This window comes from Komagataeibacter saccharivorans, from assembly GCF_003207825.1.
GTDB lineage: Bacteria > Pseudomonadota > Alphaproteobacteria > Acetobacterales > Acetobacteraceae > Komagataeibacter > Komagataeibacter saccharivorans.
In genome coordinates, this window is the sequence record NZ_NKTY01000005.1 from 83,765 (window position 1) to 101,237 (window position 17,473).

Here is a 17,473-nt window from a genome sequence, read left to right on the forward strand (position 1 = left end):
GCACCAGTCCATACGGGACAGACCATTAAGATTCAGTCAGGACCCCACATGAATATCCAGTCCAGCCATGCCGGTCAGCAGGCCTATGACACATTGCGACAGCGCTTCGCCCGTATGGGACAGATCCGCAATGCGCTGGGCATTCTGGGCTGGGACAAGGATACGATGATGCCGGTGGGCGCGAGCGACAGCCGCGCCGAAAGCATCGCAACCCTTGCCGTCCTGTCGCACGAACTCATGACCGCGCCGGACATGGCCGAACTGCTGGATCGCGCGCAGCCCCCGGCCGACGCCATGGCACAGGCCAACCTGCATGAAATGCGCCGCCAGCACGCCCATGCGGCCGCCGTGCCCGGTGAACTGGTGGAAGCCGCGTCCCGCGCCGCGTCACGCTGCGAGATGGCATGGCGCACCGCCCGCCAGAACAGCGATTTCGCCTCCCTGCTGCCGCAACTGCAGGCGGTGCTGTCCTGCACGCGCGAAATCGCGGCGGCAAAGGCCGAAGCCCTTGGCCTCAGCCCCTATGATGCGCTGCTGGACCAGTATGACGCGGGCACACGGCAGGCTGATATCGACCCGGTCTTTGCCGAACTGGCGCGCGAACTGCCGGACCTTATTGCATCCGCGCTCGCACATCAGGACAGCCTGCCGCCGCCGCGCGCGCCCTCCGGTCCGTTCGGGGTGGGGGCACAGGAAAAGCTGGGAACGGAAACCATGGCGGCCATGGGATTCGATATGCAGCGCGGGCGGCTTGATGTCAGCCTGCACCCCTTCTGTGGCGGGGCGGAGGACGATGTGCGCATCACCACCCGTTACGTGGAAGATGACTGCCTGAACGCCCTGATGGGTATCGTGCATGAAACCGGCCACGCCCTGTATGAACAGGGACTGCCGCGGGCATGGCGCGCGCAGCCGGTCGGCGAGGCACGGGGCATGAGCCTGCATGAAAGCCAGTCCCTGCTGATGGAAATGCAGATATGCCGCTCGCGCCCCTTCATGGACTGGATGGCCCCGCGCCTGCGCGCGGCGTTTGATGGCACGGCGGATGACGGGGCGTGGGACGCCGCCAACCTGCACCGCCTCATGACCCGCGTACGCCCCGGGTTCATCCGGGTGGATGCCGATGAAATCACATATCCGGCCCATATCCTCGTCCGGTACGAGATGGAAACCGCGCTGATCGCTGGCACGATGAAGCTGTCCGACCTGCCGGACGCCTTCAATGCCCGCATCCATGACCTGCTTGGCCTGACCGTGACCGAAGACCGGCTGGGCTGCCTACAGGACATTCACTGGCCATCGGGTTCATGGGGGTATTTCCCCACCTACACGCTGGGCGCGATCATCGCGGCCCAGTTGCGTGAAGCCGCCGAGCGGGACACACCCGACATGATGGCCGCCATCGGCAGGGGCGATTTCTCCCCCCTGCTTGGCTGGCTGCGGCCACGCATCCATGCCCGTGGCAGCGGGGCCTCGACCATTGATATCGTACGCGACGCGACGGGGGCCGCCCCCAATACCGGGCCTTACCTGCGTCACCTGCGCCAGCGTTACTGCGCGTAAGCCTGAAAAAGCCGCCGCCCTTTGCCACCGCATCGGTGAAGGGCGGACATGCTGCATCATGCCCTTGCCATTCACGGCGGTTCGTGACGAGATACCGCGCGATGTACGCGAACTCCTCCCCCATCATCCGCCGCCTGCGCCATGCGGGCTTCCTTCTGGCCTGCGGCACCGCCATGCTGGGCACCGTGCAGGCCGCCCATGCCGCCAAGCCCGCGCCGCCGCTCAACCCGCCCGCGGCGCTGGAAGAGGTGGCGTCCTCCACCACCAGCGCGTGGGACCGCGTGGCCGTGCTGCCCGATGGCCGGTTGCTGGTGGAACTGCCCCGCTGGGCAGGAAATACCGGACCGGGCCTCGCGGTGCTGGACGCCAGCGGCACGCCCCATCCCTACCCTGACGACGCATGGAACGACTCCGCCACACCGGCGGCCAGACGTCTGGTGGCACCTACGGACATCCAGATGGAGGCAGACGGCACGCTATGGGTGCTGGATAGCGGACAGCCCGACCCCACCCGACCGCCTGTGGCGGATGGCCCCAAGATCGTAAAGATCGACGCCCATACCGGCCAGGTCGCGCAGACATGGGCCATCGACCCGTCCATGCTGCATGATGGCAGCCATCCCGCCACCATGCGTGTGGGGCGCGGGCATGCCTTCATCGGGGATTCGGGCGTTCCGGCCATGATCGTGATCCGGCTGGACACCAACCGGCAGCGGCGGCTTATGCAGCACACCTCATCCCTCACGGCGGGCCAGCCCATTACCGTCAATGGTCGCGTACTGACCAATGCGACGGGCCATACCGCCATTGTCAACATAAGCCAGATGGCCATAAGCCCCGACGGGCAGTGGCTGTATTTCGAACCGCTATGCGGTCCGGTCTACAAGCTGGATACCGACCTGCTGATCGATCCGACCGTAACCCCCATCGAACTGGAAGAAGGGCCTACGCTGTGGTACAAGACCCCGGCGCTGGGCGGAATCACGCTGGCGCCCGACGGTACGCTGTATTTCAATGATGTATCGACCAACAGCATCTTCCGGCTGATGCCCGACCGGGTTTACCAGAAAATCGTAACAGACAGCCGCCTGCACTGGCCCGGTGGCTCCTTCGCCACGCGCGACGGGCAGCTTTACATCCCCACGGGCCAGATCGACCTTACCGCCCCGTTCAATGGCGGGCATAACGCCATCCAGTGGCCCGTTCATATCTACCGCATCAATATCGGCGCGCTGCCCCCGCCCAAATTCTGACACACCACGCGCGGAATTGCGCGGGGGGCCGCATGCGCCCCCTTCGCGCGGGGGACGGTTGGGATTATGATAGGGGGATGCGCTATATTTCTACCCGGGGGACTGCCCCCGTCCGCGATTTTTCGTCCGTTCTGCTGGCGGGGCTGGCAGAGGACGGTGGCCTGTACCTGCCGGAAAGCTGGCCCGAACTTTCGGTAGCCCAGTGGCGCGAACTGCGCGCCCTGCCCTATCCCGAACTGGCGGCCCGCATCATCGCCCCCTTTGCCGAAGGGTCGATCACGCATGATGTGCTGCTGAAGCTGTGCCGCGAGGCCTACACCCGATTCGACCATCCGGCGATCGTGCCGCTGACGCAGGTGGAAGACGGGCTGTTCGTGCAGGAACTGTTCCACGGCCCGACGCTCGCGTTCAAGGACATGGCCATGCAGTTGCTTGGCCGCCTGTTCGACCATGTACTGACCGAGCGGAATGAAACCGTCACCATCGTCGGCGCGACATCGGGCGATACCGGGTCGGCGGCGATCGAAGCCTGTCGTGGGCGTGAACGGCTGCGCGTGGTGATCCTGCACCCCGAAGGCCGCACGTCGGAAGTGCAGCGCCGGCAGATGACCACCGTGCGGGAACCCAACGTGACCAACCTTGCGGTACAGGGCACGTTCGATGACTGTCAGGACATGGTCAAGGCCATGTTCGCCGATCTGCCCTTCCGCACCGACATGCGCCTGTCGGCGGTCAATTCCATCAACTGGGCGCGCATTGCGGCGCAGGTGCCCTATTACGTCTATGCGGCCCTGGCGATGGGCGCGCCGGACCGGGAAGTCTCGTTCGCGGTGCCCACCGGCAATTTCGGCAACGTGCTGGCCGCATGGGTCGCGCGCCGCATGGGGCTGCCCATCCGCGCGCTGTGTGTGGGATCGAACCGCAACGACATCCTGTCGCGCTTCCTGAATGAAAACGACATGAGCATCCACGGCGTGGTGCCCAGCCTGTCGCCTTCCATGGATATTCAGGTATCTTCCAATTTCGAGCGCCTGCTGTTCGAACTGCTCGACCGGGATGCGACGGCCTGCGCAAGGATCATGACCGAGTTCCGCAAGACCGGCGTGATGAAGGTGGCAGACCCCGTATGGGACCGCGCCCATGCGCTGTTCCACGGGGTATCGCTGGATGACGCCGCGACGCTGGCGGAAATCCGCACGCTGAACAATCGCAGCCATTATCTGGCCGACCCGCATACCGCCATCGGCATCGCCGCGGGCCGCGCCTTCCGCGAACCGGGCATTCCCATGGTGGCCATGGCGACCGCGCATCCCGCCAAGTTCCCCGATGCGATGGCGCAGGCAACCGGCATCCGCCCCGCCCTGCCCGCCGCACTGGCCGATCTGTATGACCGCCCCGAGCGCTACAGCGTGGTTCCGGCGGATCTGAACATGATCGAGGACAGGGTGCGCGCCGCCGTGATGACCAACGCGGGCTGACGCTTCCTTCCTCCATTCCCTTACGCCAACAAGGGGCGGCACGGGCGCGAACATGCGCCATGCGGCCCGCAGGACCAGCATGACCGACCTGATCAATGTGACCCGACTGGACTCCGGCCTGACCATCGTGACCGAACGGATGGAACGGGTGGAGACCGTGTCCCTCGGGGCGTATGTCGCCGCGGGCACCTGCAATGAAACCGCGCAGGAAAACGGCGTTTCCCACTTTCTCGAACATATGGCCTTCAAGGGAACCGGCACCCGCACCGCCGCCGGAATCGCGGAGGAAATCGAGAATGTGGGCGGCCACATCAACGCCTACACCGCGCGCGAGCACACCGCCTATTACGTCAAGCTGCTGAAGGAAAACCTTGATCTGGGCGCGGATATCATCGGCGATATCCTGACCCACAGCAGCCTCGCCCCCGAGGAGCTGGAGCGCGAACGCGGCGTGATCCTGCAGGAAATCGGACAGGCGAACGACACGCCCGACGATATCGTGTTTGACCATTTTCAGGAAACCGCCTTCCCCGACCAGCCGATGGGCCGCCCCACGCTGGGCACGGAAGCGGGTATCCAGACCATGTCGCGCGCAACGCTGGTCAACTACATGAACACCCATTACACGGCGGGCAACACCATCATCGCGGCGGCGGGCAACCTTGAACATGCCCGCGTGGTCGATCTGGTGCAGCAGCATTTCCATGACCTGCCGACCGGCATCGTGCCGCCCCAGCCGCCCGTGCGTTACGTGGGCGGAGAGTTCACGCAGGAACGCGAACTGGATCAGGCCCATATCGTGCTGGGCTTTCCGTCCATGCCCTATGGCGACCCGGATTATTACCCGGCCCTGCTGCTGTCCACGCTGCTGGGTGGGGGCATGTCGTCGCGCCTGTTTCAGGAAATCCGCGAAAAGCGCGGACTGGTCTATTCCGTCTATTCCTTCAACGCGCCGTTCCGTCAGGGCGGGCTGTTCGGCATTTATGCCGGAACGGGGGAAACGCAGGTCGCCGACCTCATCCCCGTCACGCTGGATGAACTGACCAAGGTGCGCCACACCGTTACCATGGCGGAACTGGCGCGCGCGCGGGCGCAGCTCAAGTCATCGCTGCTGATGTCGCTGGAAAGCACGGGCAGCCGGTGTGAACAGCTTGCCCGCCAGCTCCAGATCTTCGACCGGCTGATCCCGACCGCCGAAACCGTGCGCCGGGTGGACGCCGTCACCATCGAGGACGTGCAGCGCGTCGCCACCCGCATCTTCAGCGGCAGGCCCACGCTTACATCGCTGGGGCCGGTCAGGCACCTGCCCTCGCTCGACAGCATTACGGGGGCACTGGCGGCATGAGTTCCAATCCCATCGACCAGATCGCAACCCTCATCACCCGTGCAAAGGGCGCGGGCGCCGATGCGGCGGATGCGATTTACGTCAGCCGCACCGCCCATGGCGCACAGGTGCGCAATGGCCGCACCGAAGACCTTGAACGTTCCGAAACGTGTGATCTGGGCCTGCGGGTTTTCGTGGGCCAGCGCGCGGCCATCGTCTCGGCCACAGCACTTGATCCCGCGCGGTTCGACGCACTGGCCGAACGTGCGGTGGCCATGGCCCGCGTCGTGCCGGAAGACCGTTTTGCCGGTCTGTGCGCCGAAGCCGAGCATCGCTTTGTCGATGCGGCGGGGCTGGATCTGTTCGACCCCACCGAACCCGCGACCGGCGATCTGATCGCCCGCGCCCGCGTGGCGGAGGAATCGGCCCTGGCGGTGGAAGGCGTTTCCAACAGCAACGGTGCATCCGCAAGTTTCGGCCTGTCGGACATCATCCTCATGACATCGGCCGGTTTTTCGGGTCGCTATGCCCGCACCAGCCATTCCGTCTCCGTCAGCACCGTGGCGGGCAGCGGCACGAAGATGGAGCGCGATTACGATTATCACGCAGCCGTCCATCTGTCCGACCTTGAGGATGCCGCCCTTGTCGGTCGCCGCGCGGGTGAGCGGACGGTCGCACGCCTGAACCCGGTCCGGCCACGTACGGGCCGCATGCCCATCGTGCTGGACCCGCGCGTTTCCACCAGCATGCTCGGACACCTGTCGGGCGCGATCAACGGCATTTCCATTGCGCGTGGCACTTCCTTCCTGAAGGAAAAGATGGACAGCCGGATCATGCCCGCTGGCATCACCATCATCGACGATCCCCGTCGCGTACGTGGCCCCGGCGCCCGTCCCTTCGATGGGGAAGGCATGCTGACTGCAACGCGGACACTGGTGGAAGATGGCGTGCTGAAGACATGGGCGCTGGATTCACGATCCGCCCGCCAGCTCGGGCTGAATCCCAATGGCTGCGCCAGCCGGGGCACATCGGGACCGCCTGCGCCCAGCCTTGGCAACATGTACATGCAGCCGGGCAGCATGACACCCACCGAACTGATGGCCGACATCACCGAAGGCATTTACATAACCGAGATGATGGGGTCCGCCATCAACGGCATTACCGGCGATTACAGCCGTGGCGCCGCAGGGTTCATGATCCGTAACGGCGTGCTGGCCGAACCGGTGGCCGAACTGACGGTCGCGGGGAACCTCAATGACATGTTCATGCGGCTGGTTCCGGCCAATGACCTGACATTCCGCCAGTCCACCAATGCCCCCACCATCCGTATCGACGACATGATGATTGCCGGGGCGTAATCGTTTCCTTTCCATGATTTCATGTTGCTGCGAGCCCGCGCCCCCTGTTACCGGGGCGCGGGCTTACTTATATCTGTAACATGTGGTCCGTTTCACGAGACCGCACGGATAAAGATGGTTCCGACACAGGATTGCAGATACCCTGACCCAGATGAAGACAATTTCCCCGCGCATGATGCCGCGTAAAAGCATCGCTCTCGCCGCCGTGACGGCCCTGACCGTGCTGCCGCTGCTGGCTCATCCCCACGCGGCGGAAGCGCGTGCGGGTGGTGGTTTCTCTATGGGTAGCCGTGGATCGCGCACCTACAGCGCGCCCGCGCCGTCGCAGACCGCGCCCTATGGCGCAACACCCTTCCAGCAGACGATGACCCCGCGCCAGCAGATGCCCGGCTTTGGTGCACGCGCTCCCTTCGGCGCAGGTGCTGGCATGGCCATGGCACGTCCCCGCCATCCGTTCATGAACGGGTTTATGGGTGGTCTGGTCGGTGCTGGCCTGTTTGGCATGCTGTTCGGCCATGGCATGTTCGGTTCGGGCATGGGGGGCAGCGGCTTCCTTGGCCTGCTGATCCAGCTGGCGCTGGTCTTCTTCATCGTGCGCTGGGCCATCCGGCGCTTTGGTGGCGGCATGGGTGCCAGCACCGGTGCGGGAGCGATGGGCACGCCCTCCCCCGCCGGTATGGCGCCGCAGGGGGCACGACAGCCGGTTGGCGTGGCCATTACGGCGGCTGACTATCAGGCGTTCCAGCAGGCCCTTATCAACATCCAGACGGCATGGAGCCAGCAGGATGTGCGGGCCATGCAGCACATGGCGACACCGGAAATGGTGTCCTACTTCAACAACCAGTTGAGCAATCTGGCCAGCCGTGGCGCGCGCAACGTGGTGTCCGACATACGTTTCGACCGGGGTGATCTGGTGGAAAGCTGGCGTGAAAACGGCTTCGATTACGCCACGGTCGCCATGCAGTATTCGATGATCGACATCACCACTGACATGACTGGCCGTGTGATCGAAGGCGACCCGACCAACCGGGTCAGCGTTACCGAACTGTGGACGTTCGTGCGCTCGGCCGGAACGGGAAGCTGGCTTCTGTCCGCCATCCAGCAGACACCGGGCCGCTGATCCCCACATTTCATGCTTGACGGAAAAAGGCCTGCATCCCCCCGATGCAGGCCTTTTTTATTATCCGCGCCCCAGACCGCCCATGGCGGCATAACCGGCGTATCACGTCAGTTCGCCCTGGTGCCCAGCCTGGCGTCACACTCCCAGCTTGATGTTCCTATGGCGGCTGCCTGCATGATGGATGGCGTGCGCCATTGCCGGGGCAGCAGGCAGGTTTTATGGATGACAGGCGGCGGTGGTTCTACCGCATCGTCATTGAACGGCGTTCCATCCTCACGCACGGTGCCCGTCAGGGCATTTACGCTTACATGCAACCCGTCATTACCGCTGCCAGCATGCCAGTACTCCTCGTCCCACCCGGCAATGATCCATTGGCCCTGCCGTATGGTCAGGCGCCAAGTTTCATTCCAGCGCCACGCACTGCCACCATAATTCTTCACCACGACAGAACCATGACTGAGGGTAACCCCCTGAAACGGGTCGCCCATAATGCCGCCATCGGATGGCCCTCTGGCAATATCATCGCTGGAGATAACCTGCCTGCCCGCAACGAAAATGCGCAGGCGACGTGGCCCGCCATCCCACCCGCGCAGGACATCAATGCAGGCCATCACCGGCGCAGTGGCCCCAACCGGACCTTTTACGCTGGTCTCCGTTCTGTACCCGGCCTCAACCCTGCCACATGCAGTATTTACGCCGTCCGTCGCCGCTGCCTTATGGAACGGAAAAGACAGCACCGCGCATCCGCAAAAAAGAACGGGGACGCATCGGCTCAGATGACGGTAAAGCCGAAACCGTGATCGAGGAGCACTCATGGCCATAAAATATCGGGCCGGGATCATGCCCCTCTGGTTCAGCCCCGCCTAGATATGCGCAAGGCTGAGCGCATACAGGATCGCAGCCAGCGCCGAAAGCGTAACTGCTACGGCCCGGATGCGCCCCTTGTGCCGCCGCGCCGCCTCCTGCGCTTCCATCTGCGGTGTAACCTGAACCGTTGTTGCCTGATCCATCTGCCCGAACTCCCGCATGAATAAAACTGCCCGATCAGTGGGCGATGAAGGCATGGTCGGCCAGCAGGCCCAGAAACAGAAAAAACAGGTAAGCCAGCGAATAACGGAAGGAACGGCGCGCCGGGCCATCACCCGTCAGGCTCACGCCATTGGCGTCCTGCCGGTCACGCAGCACCCCGATGGCGCACAGGATGAATCCCAACCCCAGCACACTGGCGACAACCGTGTACAGCCAGCCCGCCTGATGCGTGAATGAAGGCACCAGCGATACCGCCATGAGGATGAAGGTATACCACAGGATCTGCCACCGTGTATGCCGCGCACCACGCACCACCGGCAGCATGGGAATACCTGCCCGCCCGTAATCCTTGCAGGCATAAAGCGAAAGCGACCAGAAATGCGGCGGTGTCCACAGGAAGATGATGCCGAACATCACCACCGGCATGACCGCCATGGACCCCGTGGCCGCAGCCCAGCCGATCATGGGCGGGAATGCTCCTGCCGCCCCGCCGATCACGATATTCTGCGGCGTCGAACGCTTGAGCCACATCGTATAGATCACGGCGTAGAAAAAGATGGAAAACGCAAGGATACCCGCAGCCAGCGCGTTGGTCGCAAACCACATCAGGATGACGGACGCAACCGACAGCCCGACACCATAACCCAGCGCGGCTTCCGCCCCCACGCGGCCATCGGGTATGGGACGGGTAACGGTACGCTTCATGACCGCATCGATATCGCGGTCGTACCACATGTTGATGGCCCCGGCGGCACCGGAAGCCATGCAGATGCACAGGATGCTGACAGCCGCCACCAGCGGGTTGAGCGGCCCCGGCGCCATGGCCAGACCGGCCGCCCCGGTAAAGACCACCAGCGAGATGACACGAGGCTTGAGCAGCACGAACCAGTCCCGTGCTTCCGTGCCCACACGTGAGGCATCAAATGTAACGGCGGCGCTATCCGCCGCGCCGGGCGTCGTGATGGTGCCGCTCATGTTCAGGCATCCCCATGTGCGGGGGACGGTGCCTGCCATTCCGGCGTGCGGGCACCCGGCCCCCAGTAATTGGCAGGCAGCGACCGGGCGGGGCTAAGGGCCACCTGCACCACGATCCCGGCGAAAACCAGAACGGACAGCCCCATCAGCACGGCACCGACCATACCGACCACCCCATGAAACGCCATCAGCGACAGCACGGTGCCAGCCGTCGTCAGGCCGAAGTGCAGCCTGCTGGCCCCGCGGGGGGCGACATGCCCCACCATCTTGCCAATCCAGTAATAAAAACCCGCGAACACCGCGAACATGGCGGCATACAGCGTAGCCGCATGCACATCGGCCATGCCGCCGGGCAACAGGGACATGGCGGAACCGACCAGCAGCAGGGCAACGAAGCCTGCAGCCCATTCCATCGGCACGGCGGCGCGCATGTGGCCCAGACGTGCCGTCTGCACCCATGCGGCCAGAACGGCCAGCACCGGCAGCACGATCAGCCCCAGTTGCACCACGGGCGCGGAAGTCGCCATATGATCCAGCCCACCATGCAGCAGGTCATGAACCCAGACCGAACTGCCGCCCACGGACAGCACGACCAGCGCCCCCAGCACGACACGGGGCATCTGCAGCGGCTTCGCACAGAATGTCTCGATCACCTGCGACACGATCCCCAGCGAGGGCAGCAGCAGCAATGCGATTTCCGGCCCGGCGAAGACATGCAGCAGCCCGTCGATCCGCGCGGACATATCGCCGCCATCAAGCCATACCCGCGTCAGGCCGCCAGCAAGAACCGGCATGACCATGACCGTCATCAGCGCCGTAAGCCCCTGTGCCCATACGAAAATGGGCATGTCCCGCAGGCGCTGTCCCATCGGCCCCATGTTCAGCACCGTTGCCACCATGTTGATGGCCTGAAACAGCATGGCCAGACACCAGACCATAAGGGCGATAACCGAAACCTGCGCGGGCACGGCAGGGGAAAGACCGGCCAGAACAGCCACGAAGCTGCCCGCCGTAAGCCCCCACCCGGCCAGCGCCAGACGGGGAAAGGCAAGAGCGCGTGCGCGCAGCAGCAGGGGCACCAGCCAGTTGCCGAACCCGCCGAACAGGGCAGGCAGGGCACAGAAGAACACCATCATCATGCCATGGCGACGACCGATGCGCTCAACGGCGGCGGTTGCATCCCCACCGGCCCATGCGGCCAGCACGGAATGCGGCAGCAGGCCCGCCTGCAGGCCGACAGCCATCAGCCCACCGGCCACGCCCGCCACAATCGCCATGACGAGATAAAGCATGCCGACGGTCCGGTAATCCCCGGCCCGGCTGGAATCATGCCTGCCATCCGCCCCGAACTGTGTGCCTGTGGGCATCAGATCACTCCCTGCTGCCATGCGCCGGTGTCTGGGCATGGCCAATCGTTACCATGATTTCATCATATAGCCCGACTTATACACGAAAACGATACTGTGGATCGTTCCCGTGGTCGCGCAGATGTCATTTCAGCCCTGCTACAGGAACAGGGCTGTGGATGAGTTCAGCGGGAAATCAGGCCACCAGCGGACTGGCGCATGACCCGGCTTCGCGCTCCAGCGTGACCAGCGTGAACAGGCCCGCGGGCGGTACCGGCTGCAGGACCGCTCGGCGCAGGTCGGCGGGCGGCAATAGCGATTCAATGGCGAAATCCGGGTGCCAGCCCAGCGAGTGCGAAGCACGCGCCATGCCGCGTTCCACCGCAAGGCGGACCCCGCCCTGCGCAAGGAAGTGATTGACGAACAGGATATGCCCGCCCGGCTTGACCACACGCTTGAGTTCAGCCAGCAGCGCGCGCGGATGCGGCACGACGGAGGCCACGAACATCGCAACCGCAACATCGAACGTGCCATCGGCGAACTGGGTCGCCTCGGCATCCATTTCCAGCAGGTTTTCCACGTTGGAAAGCTTCATGCGGCGCACGCGCTGACGCGCACGCTCAAGCATGTCACCCGACAGGTCGATACCGGTGATCCGCTTGTTCGCGCGATAATATGGCAGGGCCAGGCCGGTACCCACGCCCACTTCCAGCACCTGCGTGCCGGGCAGCGCGTTGACCGCCTCCACCGCGCGCTTGCGCCCGAAGGCGGAAACGCTGCCGAACAGCGCATCGTACACACTGGCCCAGCGGCGGTACGCAGCCTTGACCGCCGCGGCATCCAGCGCGGATTTGGGAGAGGGGATTTCCACAACCTTCTCGGCTGCTTCGTCGTGCAGAACGTCACTCATCAGGCTGTTCCCATGCCCTTGCCATGAAAGAAGGCATCGCCCGCCCCCTTCCGCACCGCATCCGCCATGATCAAATCCGTTCCGTTCTGCTGCATTACACTTCCACCTGACCTGCCCGCGCGCCCATCCGGCCCGCGTAGCCGCCTGTAATCCATACACGATGCCATGCCACATGGCACGGCAGTCACGATCACCGCGCCTGCCATGGACACCGTTTCCAATCCTTACGCGCCCACGTCAACCGTAGCCAGACGCGATACGATCGCATCCCAGATCAGGCCCGCCGTATTGGTGCCGTCAAAGCGGTCGATTTCCTGCAGTCCGGTCGGGGATGTGACATTGATCTCGGTCAACCATTCCCCAATCACGTCGATCCCCACGAAAATCAGGCCCTGATCGCGCAGGAACGGCCCGATGGTGTCGCATATCTCACGGTCGCGCGCGGTCAGTTCCGCGCGCACCGGGCGACCGCCCACATGCATGTTGGACCGCGTCTCCCCTTCCGCCGGGATACGGTCGATCGCGCCGACCGGCCTGCCATCGACCAGAATGATGCGCTTGTCCCCCTTGCGCACCGCCGGTTCGTAACGCTGGATCATCAGCGGCTCGCGTGAGCGGGCGAAATGCATTTCCAGCAGGGCGTTCAGGTTCGGATCATCCTGACGGATGCGGAACACGCCCGCGCCACCATTGCCGAAAAGCGGCTTGACGATGATGTCGCCCCACTTCGCACGGAAATCCCTTATCGCCGCCACATCCCACGTCACCAGCGTAGGGGGCATGAGATCGGGATAATGCGTGACCAGCAGCTTTTCGGGCGCGTTACGAACCGCCGCGGGGTTGTTGACCACCAGCGCGCGGCCCGGACCAACACCATGGATATGCTCAAGGATATGGGTGGCGGTGATATAGGCCATGTCGAAAGGCGGGTCCTGACGCATCAGCACCACATCCATGGCGGACAGGTCGATCACCTGTTCATCACCAAAGGTCGCATGTGCGCCTGCCTTGCGCTGCACCGTTACCGGGCGGGCACGGGCGGTCACCCGTGCCGCGCGCGGGGCGTCTGGCGTGCGACGTCCCTCGCTCAGGCTCAGGGCCTCGACCTGATAGACGCACAGTTCATATCCCCGCGCCTGTGCTTCCAGCATCAGGGCAAAGGTTGAATCGCCATTGATGTCAATGCCGCCAAGCGGGTCCATCTGGACGGCGACCTTCAGGGGGCGTGGCATCTAATCAGTATCTCCGCACAGGACCGGTTCGCGCCGGACGTCACAAACTGAAACGGCCCGCACCCAAATGTCATAATATGCCTTCAGCCACACGGCCAGCCCCCCATTACGGCAAAGGGGGATAGGAAATGCCCAGTACCTCGATCATTTCATCCCCCCGTGGCGTTGTCAGCCTGACTTCATCGCCCACCGCCGCACGCATGAGCGCGCGCGCCACCGGCGAGACGAGGCTGATCTGCCCCGCCGTCATGTCCGCCTCATCCACACCAAGGATTGTAACGGTGCGTTCCGCATCGCGTTCATCAACATATGTGACCGTAGCGCCAAAAAACACCCGATCGCGTTGCTGCTGGGCGGCCGGATCGACAATAATGGCGTTATCGATCCGCTTGGTCAGGAAGCGGATGCGGCGGTCGATCTCACGCAGCCGGCGCTTGCCATACTGGTAATCGCCGTTTTCAGAACGGTCGCCATTGCCTGCGGCCCACGATACGATTTCCACGATCCGGGGGCGCTCATCGCGCAGCAGGGCATTAAGCTCGGTGCGCATGGCCGCGATTCCGGCGGGTGTGATATAACATGACAGCCCGCCCGTGGCCGGTTTTTCCCCCTTGGCCGTGGATGACCTGCCCGCTGTCAGCACCGTGTCACCGTCATGCGGATATGCCCTTCCATCTTCTGGCCCGGCGCCAGTACGCGCACGCCGCTATCGGCAATGATCGGGCGATTGAAGCCATCGGTCATGTTGCTGACCGGTTCAAGCCCGATATAGGGCTGGCCGGGTGGGGTAAAAAGTACCAGATGCCGCAGTTCGGGGCTGCCTTCCACCGTCAGCGCATAGCCTTCGCGCGGCCAGCGCAGGAAGGCACTGCCGGACCACCCCGCATAGCAGTTGTCGATTGGCTCCTGCCCCGCATCGCGCATATGGGCGAAGGACCATTCCCCTTCCACCGGCACACGCAGGGCAGGCAGGTGGTCCGGTCCGTTTGTCCATACGCTGCTGGCGGCAAAACCCAGCTTCAGCCCGGCATGACGGGGAAAATAAGGATGAAAGCCCATGCCCACCGGCTGGTCGCGGGTATCGGTATTTTCAAGCAATATGCCGATGGAAAGCCCGTTTTCACGCAGGTCATAACGCAACTGCGCGCGGTAGCTGAACGGCCACTGCCCCATCAGGTCGCGCGTGGGCGCGTGATCGAGGGTAAGCGTGGCGCTGCTGTTGGCCAGCCTGTCCAGCCCCCAGCGCCGCTGCCACCCGTTGCCGTGAATGGCGCAGTTCTCCCCGCCGAAGCTGGGAGCGAGGTGATAGTCCACCCCTTCAAAACGGAAATGGTCACCCGCCACCCGGTTGGAAAACGGCACCAGCGGATAACCTGCCACGGCACGACCGTGCTGGGCGATCAGATGGGGGTCACTGACCGGGCGCAGCAGGTCCATCTCTCCACACCGCCAGAACGCGATGCTGCCGCCCACATCGGGCATGAGCCCCAGCTTCGCGCCACCGGCCTCAAGTTCGACAACCGCCGTCATTTCGCGTTCGCGCTGGCCCGTGCAGGGCATGTTGAGGGAGGTGGTCCTATCGTCCACGTCGCTTTCCCCTTCCCTTCGCCTGTTCCGGGTCGTAGCCCCCGCCCCCCGGCCCCAGTGGCACGGGGCCACGGTTGCGCCGGGCGATGGCCTTGGGGCTGGTGCCCGGACGCCCCGCACTGGACTGGGGCAGCGGGGGCGGAACCATGCCCAGTTCCAGGGCTTCCAGCCTGCGGATTTCATCACGCAGGCGGGCGGCCGTCTCGAATTCCAGTTCCGCCGAGGCCGCGCGCATCTGTTTTTCCAGTTCGGCAATGGCGGCCTTGTAATCCTTGCCGACCATTTCCTGCACGCTGCCATCCGCCGTGGGGGTGACGGTCACGTAATCCTGCTCGAACACGGACGAAATGACATCGCCGATATGCTTGCGCACGGATTGGGGGGTGATGCCGTGCTCCTCGTTCCACAGGCTCTGCTTTTCGCGCCTGCGGGCGGTTTCCTCGATGGCGTAGGCAAGGCTGTCAGTCATCCTGTCCGCATAAAGCAGCACGCGCCCTTCCACATTGCGCGCGGCGCGGCCAATGGTCTGGATCAGGGACGTGCGCGAACGCAGGAAGCCTTCCTTGTCAGCATCCAGAATGGCGACAAGGGAACATTCGGGAATATCCAGCCCTTCGCGCAGCAGGTTGATGCCGATCAGCACGTCGAACGCGCCAAGCCGCAGGTCGCGGATGATCTCGATACGCTCCAGCGTATCCACATCCGAATGCAGGTACCGCACGCGGATACCGGCTTCGTTCATGTATTCGGTCAGGTCTTCAGCCATGCGCTTGGTCAGCGTCGTGACCAGCACGCGGCCACCATCGGCAATGGTCAGACGACATTCGGCCAGCAGGTCATCGACCTGATGTTCAACCGGCCGGACGATGGTGACCGGGTCGATCAGGCCGGTGGGGCGGATGACCTGTTCGGCAAACACGCCCTCCGTGCGGCGCATTTCCCACGGGCCGGGAGTCGCGCTGACAAAGACCGTCTGTGGCCGGTAGGAATCCCATTCGGCAAAGGTAAGCGGGCGGTTGTCGAGGCAGGAAGGCAGGCGGAAGCCGAATTCGGCCAGCACGGATTTGCGTGCATGATCCCCGCGTTCCATCCCACCGATCTGCGGCACGGTCACATGGCTTTCATCCACGATCAGCAGCGCGTCCTCGGGCAGGTATTCAAACAGGGTTGGCGGCGGTTCACCCGGCGCGCGACCGGACAGGTAGCGGGAATAATTCTCGATTCCCTTACAGACGCCCGTGGTCTCGATCATTTCCAGATCGAAGGTGGTGCGCTGCTGCAGGCGCTCGGCCTCCAGCAGTTTGCCATCCGCATTGAAGCGGGCCAGCGTTTCACGCAGTTCCTGCTTGATGCCCGTCATCGCCTGCGTAAGCGTGGGGCGCGGCGTCACGTAATGGCTGTTGGCGTAGATGCTGATGGCTTCCAGATCACCGGTCTTTTCACCGGTCAGCGGATCGAATTCGATAATTTCGTCAATCTCGTCGCCAAACAGGCTGACGCGCCATGCCCGATCCTCGTTCTGGACGGGAAAGACATCGATCGTCTCGCCACGCACGCGAAAGGTGCCGCGCTGGAAGGCGGCATCGTTACGGCGGTACTGAAGTTCGACCAGCCCCTTTATCAGGCGGTCGCGGTCGATCTCGCCACCGACCTCCAGCTTGACCACCATGCGCGAATAGGTCTCGACCGAGCCGATACCGTAAATGCACGAAACCGAGGCCACGATGATCACATCGTTACGCTCCAGCAGCGCCTGCGTGGCGGCATGGCGCATACGGTCGATCTGTTCGTTTATCTGGCTGTCTTTTTCGATATACGTGTCCGACCGGGGCACATAGGCTTCCGGCTGGTAGTAATCGTAATAGCTGACGAAATATTCCACCGCGTTGTCGGGGAAGAACTGTTTCATCTCGGCATAGAGCTGGGCGGCCAGCGTCTTGTTGGGCGCGAGGATCAGGGTGGGCTTCTGCGTGGCCTCTATGATCTTGGCCATCGTGAAGGTCTTGCCCGAACCGGTCACGCCCAGCAGCACCTGATCGCGTTCGCCCTTTTCCACGCCGCTGACCAGTTCGGCAATGGCGGTGGGCTGGTCGCCTGCCGGTTCATAGGGGGAACTGACGCGAAAGGTATGGGTGCGTGGTTTCGCGGGCTGACGTTCCGGCTGGAACAGGACGGGCCTGTCAGCCGGATCGATATCGGTAGTCTTCTTTTTCCTGCGGGATGCTGTCGCCATGGTTAAGGAAAGTGGGGATAAAACCGCCGCAGCACAAGGGCTGTATGCGGCTTCATCCCCACTCC

General features: G+C 63.7%; 16 protein-coding genes. 6 read left to right on the forward strand and 10 right to left on the reverse strand.

The window, feature by feature from the left end:
• The first annotated feature begins 48 nt into the window (after positions 1-48).
• From CFR79_RS04985 to CFR79_RS05010, 6 genes are all read left to right on the forward strand, one after another.
• The gene (locus CFR79_RS04985) at positions 49-1,563 is read left to right on the forward strand and encodes a carboxypeptidase M32 (protein ID WP_102324548.1); all 1,515 of its coding nucleotides are present in this window, start codon (positions 49-51) and stop codon (positions 1,561-1,563) included.
• Positions 1,564-1,646: 83 nt separating this feature from the next.
• Positions 1,647-2,816, forward strand: a complete 1,170-nt coding sequence (locus tag CFR79_RS04990; RefSeq protein WP_258373423.1) for a major royal jelly family protein — start codon at positions 1,647-1,649, stop codon at positions 2,814-2,816.
• 77 nt (positions 2,817-2,893) lie between these two features.
• On the forward strand, positions 2,894-4,294 hold the full coding sequence (gene thrC / locus CFR79_RS04995; RefSeq protein WP_110547121.1) for a threonine synthase: 1,401 nt from the start codon (positions 2,894-2,896) through the stop codon (positions 4,292-4,294).
• 79 nt (positions 4,295-4,373) lie between these two features.
• Positions 4,374-5,639, forward strand: a complete 1,266-nt coding sequence (locus CFR79_RS05000) for a M16 family metallopeptidase (RefSeq protein WP_102324551.1) — start codon at positions 4,374-4,376, stop codon at positions 5,637-5,639.
• A complete protein-coding gene (locus tag CFR79_RS05005; RefSeq protein WP_102324552.1) occupies positions 5,636-6,976 on the forward strand; it encodes a TldD/PmbA family protein in 1,341 nt (446 codons plus the stop codon). Before CFR79_RS05000 ends, CFR79_RS05005 begins: the two co-directional genes overlap by 4 nt.
• Positions 6,977-7,127: 151 nt before the next feature.
• On the forward strand, positions 7,128-8,096 hold the full coding sequence (locus CFR79_RS05010) for a Tim44 domain-containing protein (RefSeq protein ID WP_110547122.1): 969 nt from the start codon (positions 7,128-7,130) through the stop codon (positions 8,094-8,096).
• A 107-nt stretch (positions 8,097-8,203) separates the two neighbouring features.
• Here the strand turns inward: CFR79_RS05010 and CFR79_RS05015 are convergent, their stop codons facing one another.
• From CFR79_RS05015 to uvrB, 10 genes are all read right to left on the reverse strand, one after another.
• Positions 8,204-8,707 (reverse strand): hypothetical protein, encoded by a 504-nt coding sequence (locus CFR79_RS05015; protein ID WP_110547123.1) that lies wholly within the window; start codon positions 8,705-8,707, stop codon positions 8,204-8,206.
• Positions 8,708-8,959: 252 nt separating this feature from the next.
• Positions 8,960-9,106: a hypothetical protein gene (locus CFR79_RS15780; RefSeq protein WP_162900365.1), complete on the reverse strand. Its 147-nt coding sequence runs from the start codon at positions 9,104-9,106 to the stop codon at positions 8,960-8,962.
• Between the two features lie 34 nt (positions 9,107-9,140).
• Positions 9,141-10,100 (reverse strand): heme o synthase, encoded by a 960-nt coding sequence (locus CFR79_RS05020; RefSeq protein ID WP_102324822.1) that lies wholly within the window; start codon positions 10,098-10,100, stop codon positions 9,141-9,143.
• A gap of 2 nt (positions 10,101-10,102) precedes the next feature.
• Positions 10,103-11,467 carry a cbb3-type cytochrome c oxidase subunit I gene (locus tag CFR79_RS05025; protein WP_181417359.1) on the reverse strand — a complete coding sequence of 455 codons (1,365 nt, stop codon included), beginning with the start codon at positions 11,465-11,467 and terminating at the stop codon, positions 10,103-10,105.
• A gap of 175 nt (positions 11,468-11,642) precedes the next feature.
• A complete protein-coding gene (locus tag CFR79_RS05030) occupies positions 11,643-12,356 on the reverse strand; it encodes a class I SAM-dependent methyltransferase (protein WP_102324555.1) in 714 nt (237 codons plus the stop codon).
• Positions 12,356-12,568 carry a hypothetical protein gene (locus CFR79_RS05035; RefSeq protein WP_132305730.1) on the reverse strand — a complete coding sequence of 71 codons (213 nt, stop codon included), beginning with the start codon at positions 12,566-12,568 and terminating at the stop codon, positions 12,356-12,358. Before CFR79_RS05035 ends, CFR79_RS05030 begins: the two co-directional genes overlap by 1 nt.
• A gap of 12 nt (positions 12,569-12,580) precedes the next feature.
• Positions 12,581-13,588: a glutathione synthase gene (gene gshB, locus CFR79_RS05040; RefSeq protein ID WP_110547125.1), complete on the reverse strand. Its 1,008-nt coding sequence runs from the start codon at positions 13,586-13,588 to the stop codon at positions 12,581-12,583.
• A gap of 106 nt (positions 13,589-13,694) precedes the next feature.
• The gene (greB, locus tag CFR79_RS05045) at positions 13,695-14,228 is read right to left on the reverse strand and encodes a transcription elongation factor GreB (protein WP_174234132.1); all 534 of its coding nucleotides are present in this window, start codon (positions 14,226-14,228) and stop codon (positions 13,695-13,697) included.
• Positions 14,225-15,118, reverse strand: coding sequence for an aldose 1-epimerase (locus CFR79_RS05050; RefSeq protein ID WP_110547159.1), 894 nt, complete (start codon positions 15,116-15,118; stop codon positions 14,225-14,227). The genes greB and CFR79_RS05050 overlap by 4 nt, the downstream gene beginning before the upstream one ends.
• A 46-nt stretch (positions 15,119-15,164) precedes the next feature.
• Positions 15,165-17,408, reverse strand: coding sequence for an excinuclease ABC subunit UvrB (gene uvrB / locus CFR79_RS05055; protein ID WP_110547127.1), 2,244 nt, complete (start codon positions 17,406-17,408; stop codon positions 15,165-15,167).
• Positions 17,409-17,473: the final 65 nt, after the last annotated feature.

Coding starts and splice junctions, on each gene's coding strand:
- uvrB (WP_110547127.1), bottom strand. CDS start 17,408: ATGGCGACAGCATCCCGCAGGAAAAAGAAGACTACCGATATCGATCCG.
- CFR79_RS05005 (WP_102324552.1), top strand. CDS start 5,636: ATGAGTTCCAATCCCATCGACCAGATCGCAACCCTCATCACCCGTGCA.
- CFR79_RS04985 (WP_102324548.1), top strand. CDS start 49: ATGAATATCCAGTCCAGCCATGCCGGTCAGCAGGCCTATGACACATTG.
- CFR79_RS05025 (WP_181417359.1), bottom strand. CDS start 11,467: ATGCCCACAGGCACACAGTTCGGGGCGGATGGCAGGCATGATTCCAGC.
- CFR79_RS15780 (WP_162900365.1), bottom strand. CDS start 9,106: ATGGATCAGGCAACAACGGTTCAGGTTACACCGCAGATGGAAGCGCAG.
- CFR79_RS05000 (WP_102324551.1), top strand. CDS start 4,374: ATGACCGACCTGATCAATGTGACCCGACTGGACTCCGGCCTGACCATC.
- CFR79_RS05015 (WP_110547123.1), bottom strand. CDS start 8,707: ATGGCCTGCATTGATGTCCTGCGCGGGTGGGATGGCGGGCCACGTCGC.
- CFR79_RS05010 (WP_110547122.1), top strand. CDS start 7,128: ATGAAGACAATTTCCCCGCGCATGATGCCGCGTAAAAGCATCGCTCTC.
- CFR79_RS05030 (WP_102324555.1), bottom strand. CDS start 12,356: ATGAGTGACGTTCTGCACGACGAAGCAGCCGAGAAGGTTGTGGAAATC.
- thrC (WP_110547121.1), top strand. CDS start 2,894: ATGCGCTATATTTCTACCCGGGGGACTGCCCCCGTCCGCGATTTTTCG.
- CFR79_RS05020 (WP_102324822.1), bottom strand. CDS start 10,100: ATGAGCGGCACCATCACGACGCCCGGCGCGGCGGATAGCGCCGCCGTT.
- CFR79_RS05050 (WP_110547159.1), bottom strand. CDS start 15,118: ATGACGGCGGTTGTCGAACTTGAGGCCGGTGGCGCGAAGCTGGGGCTC.
- gshB (WP_110547125.1), bottom strand. CDS start 13,588: ATGCCACGCCCCCTGAAGGTCGCCGTCCAGATGGACCCGCTTGGCGGC.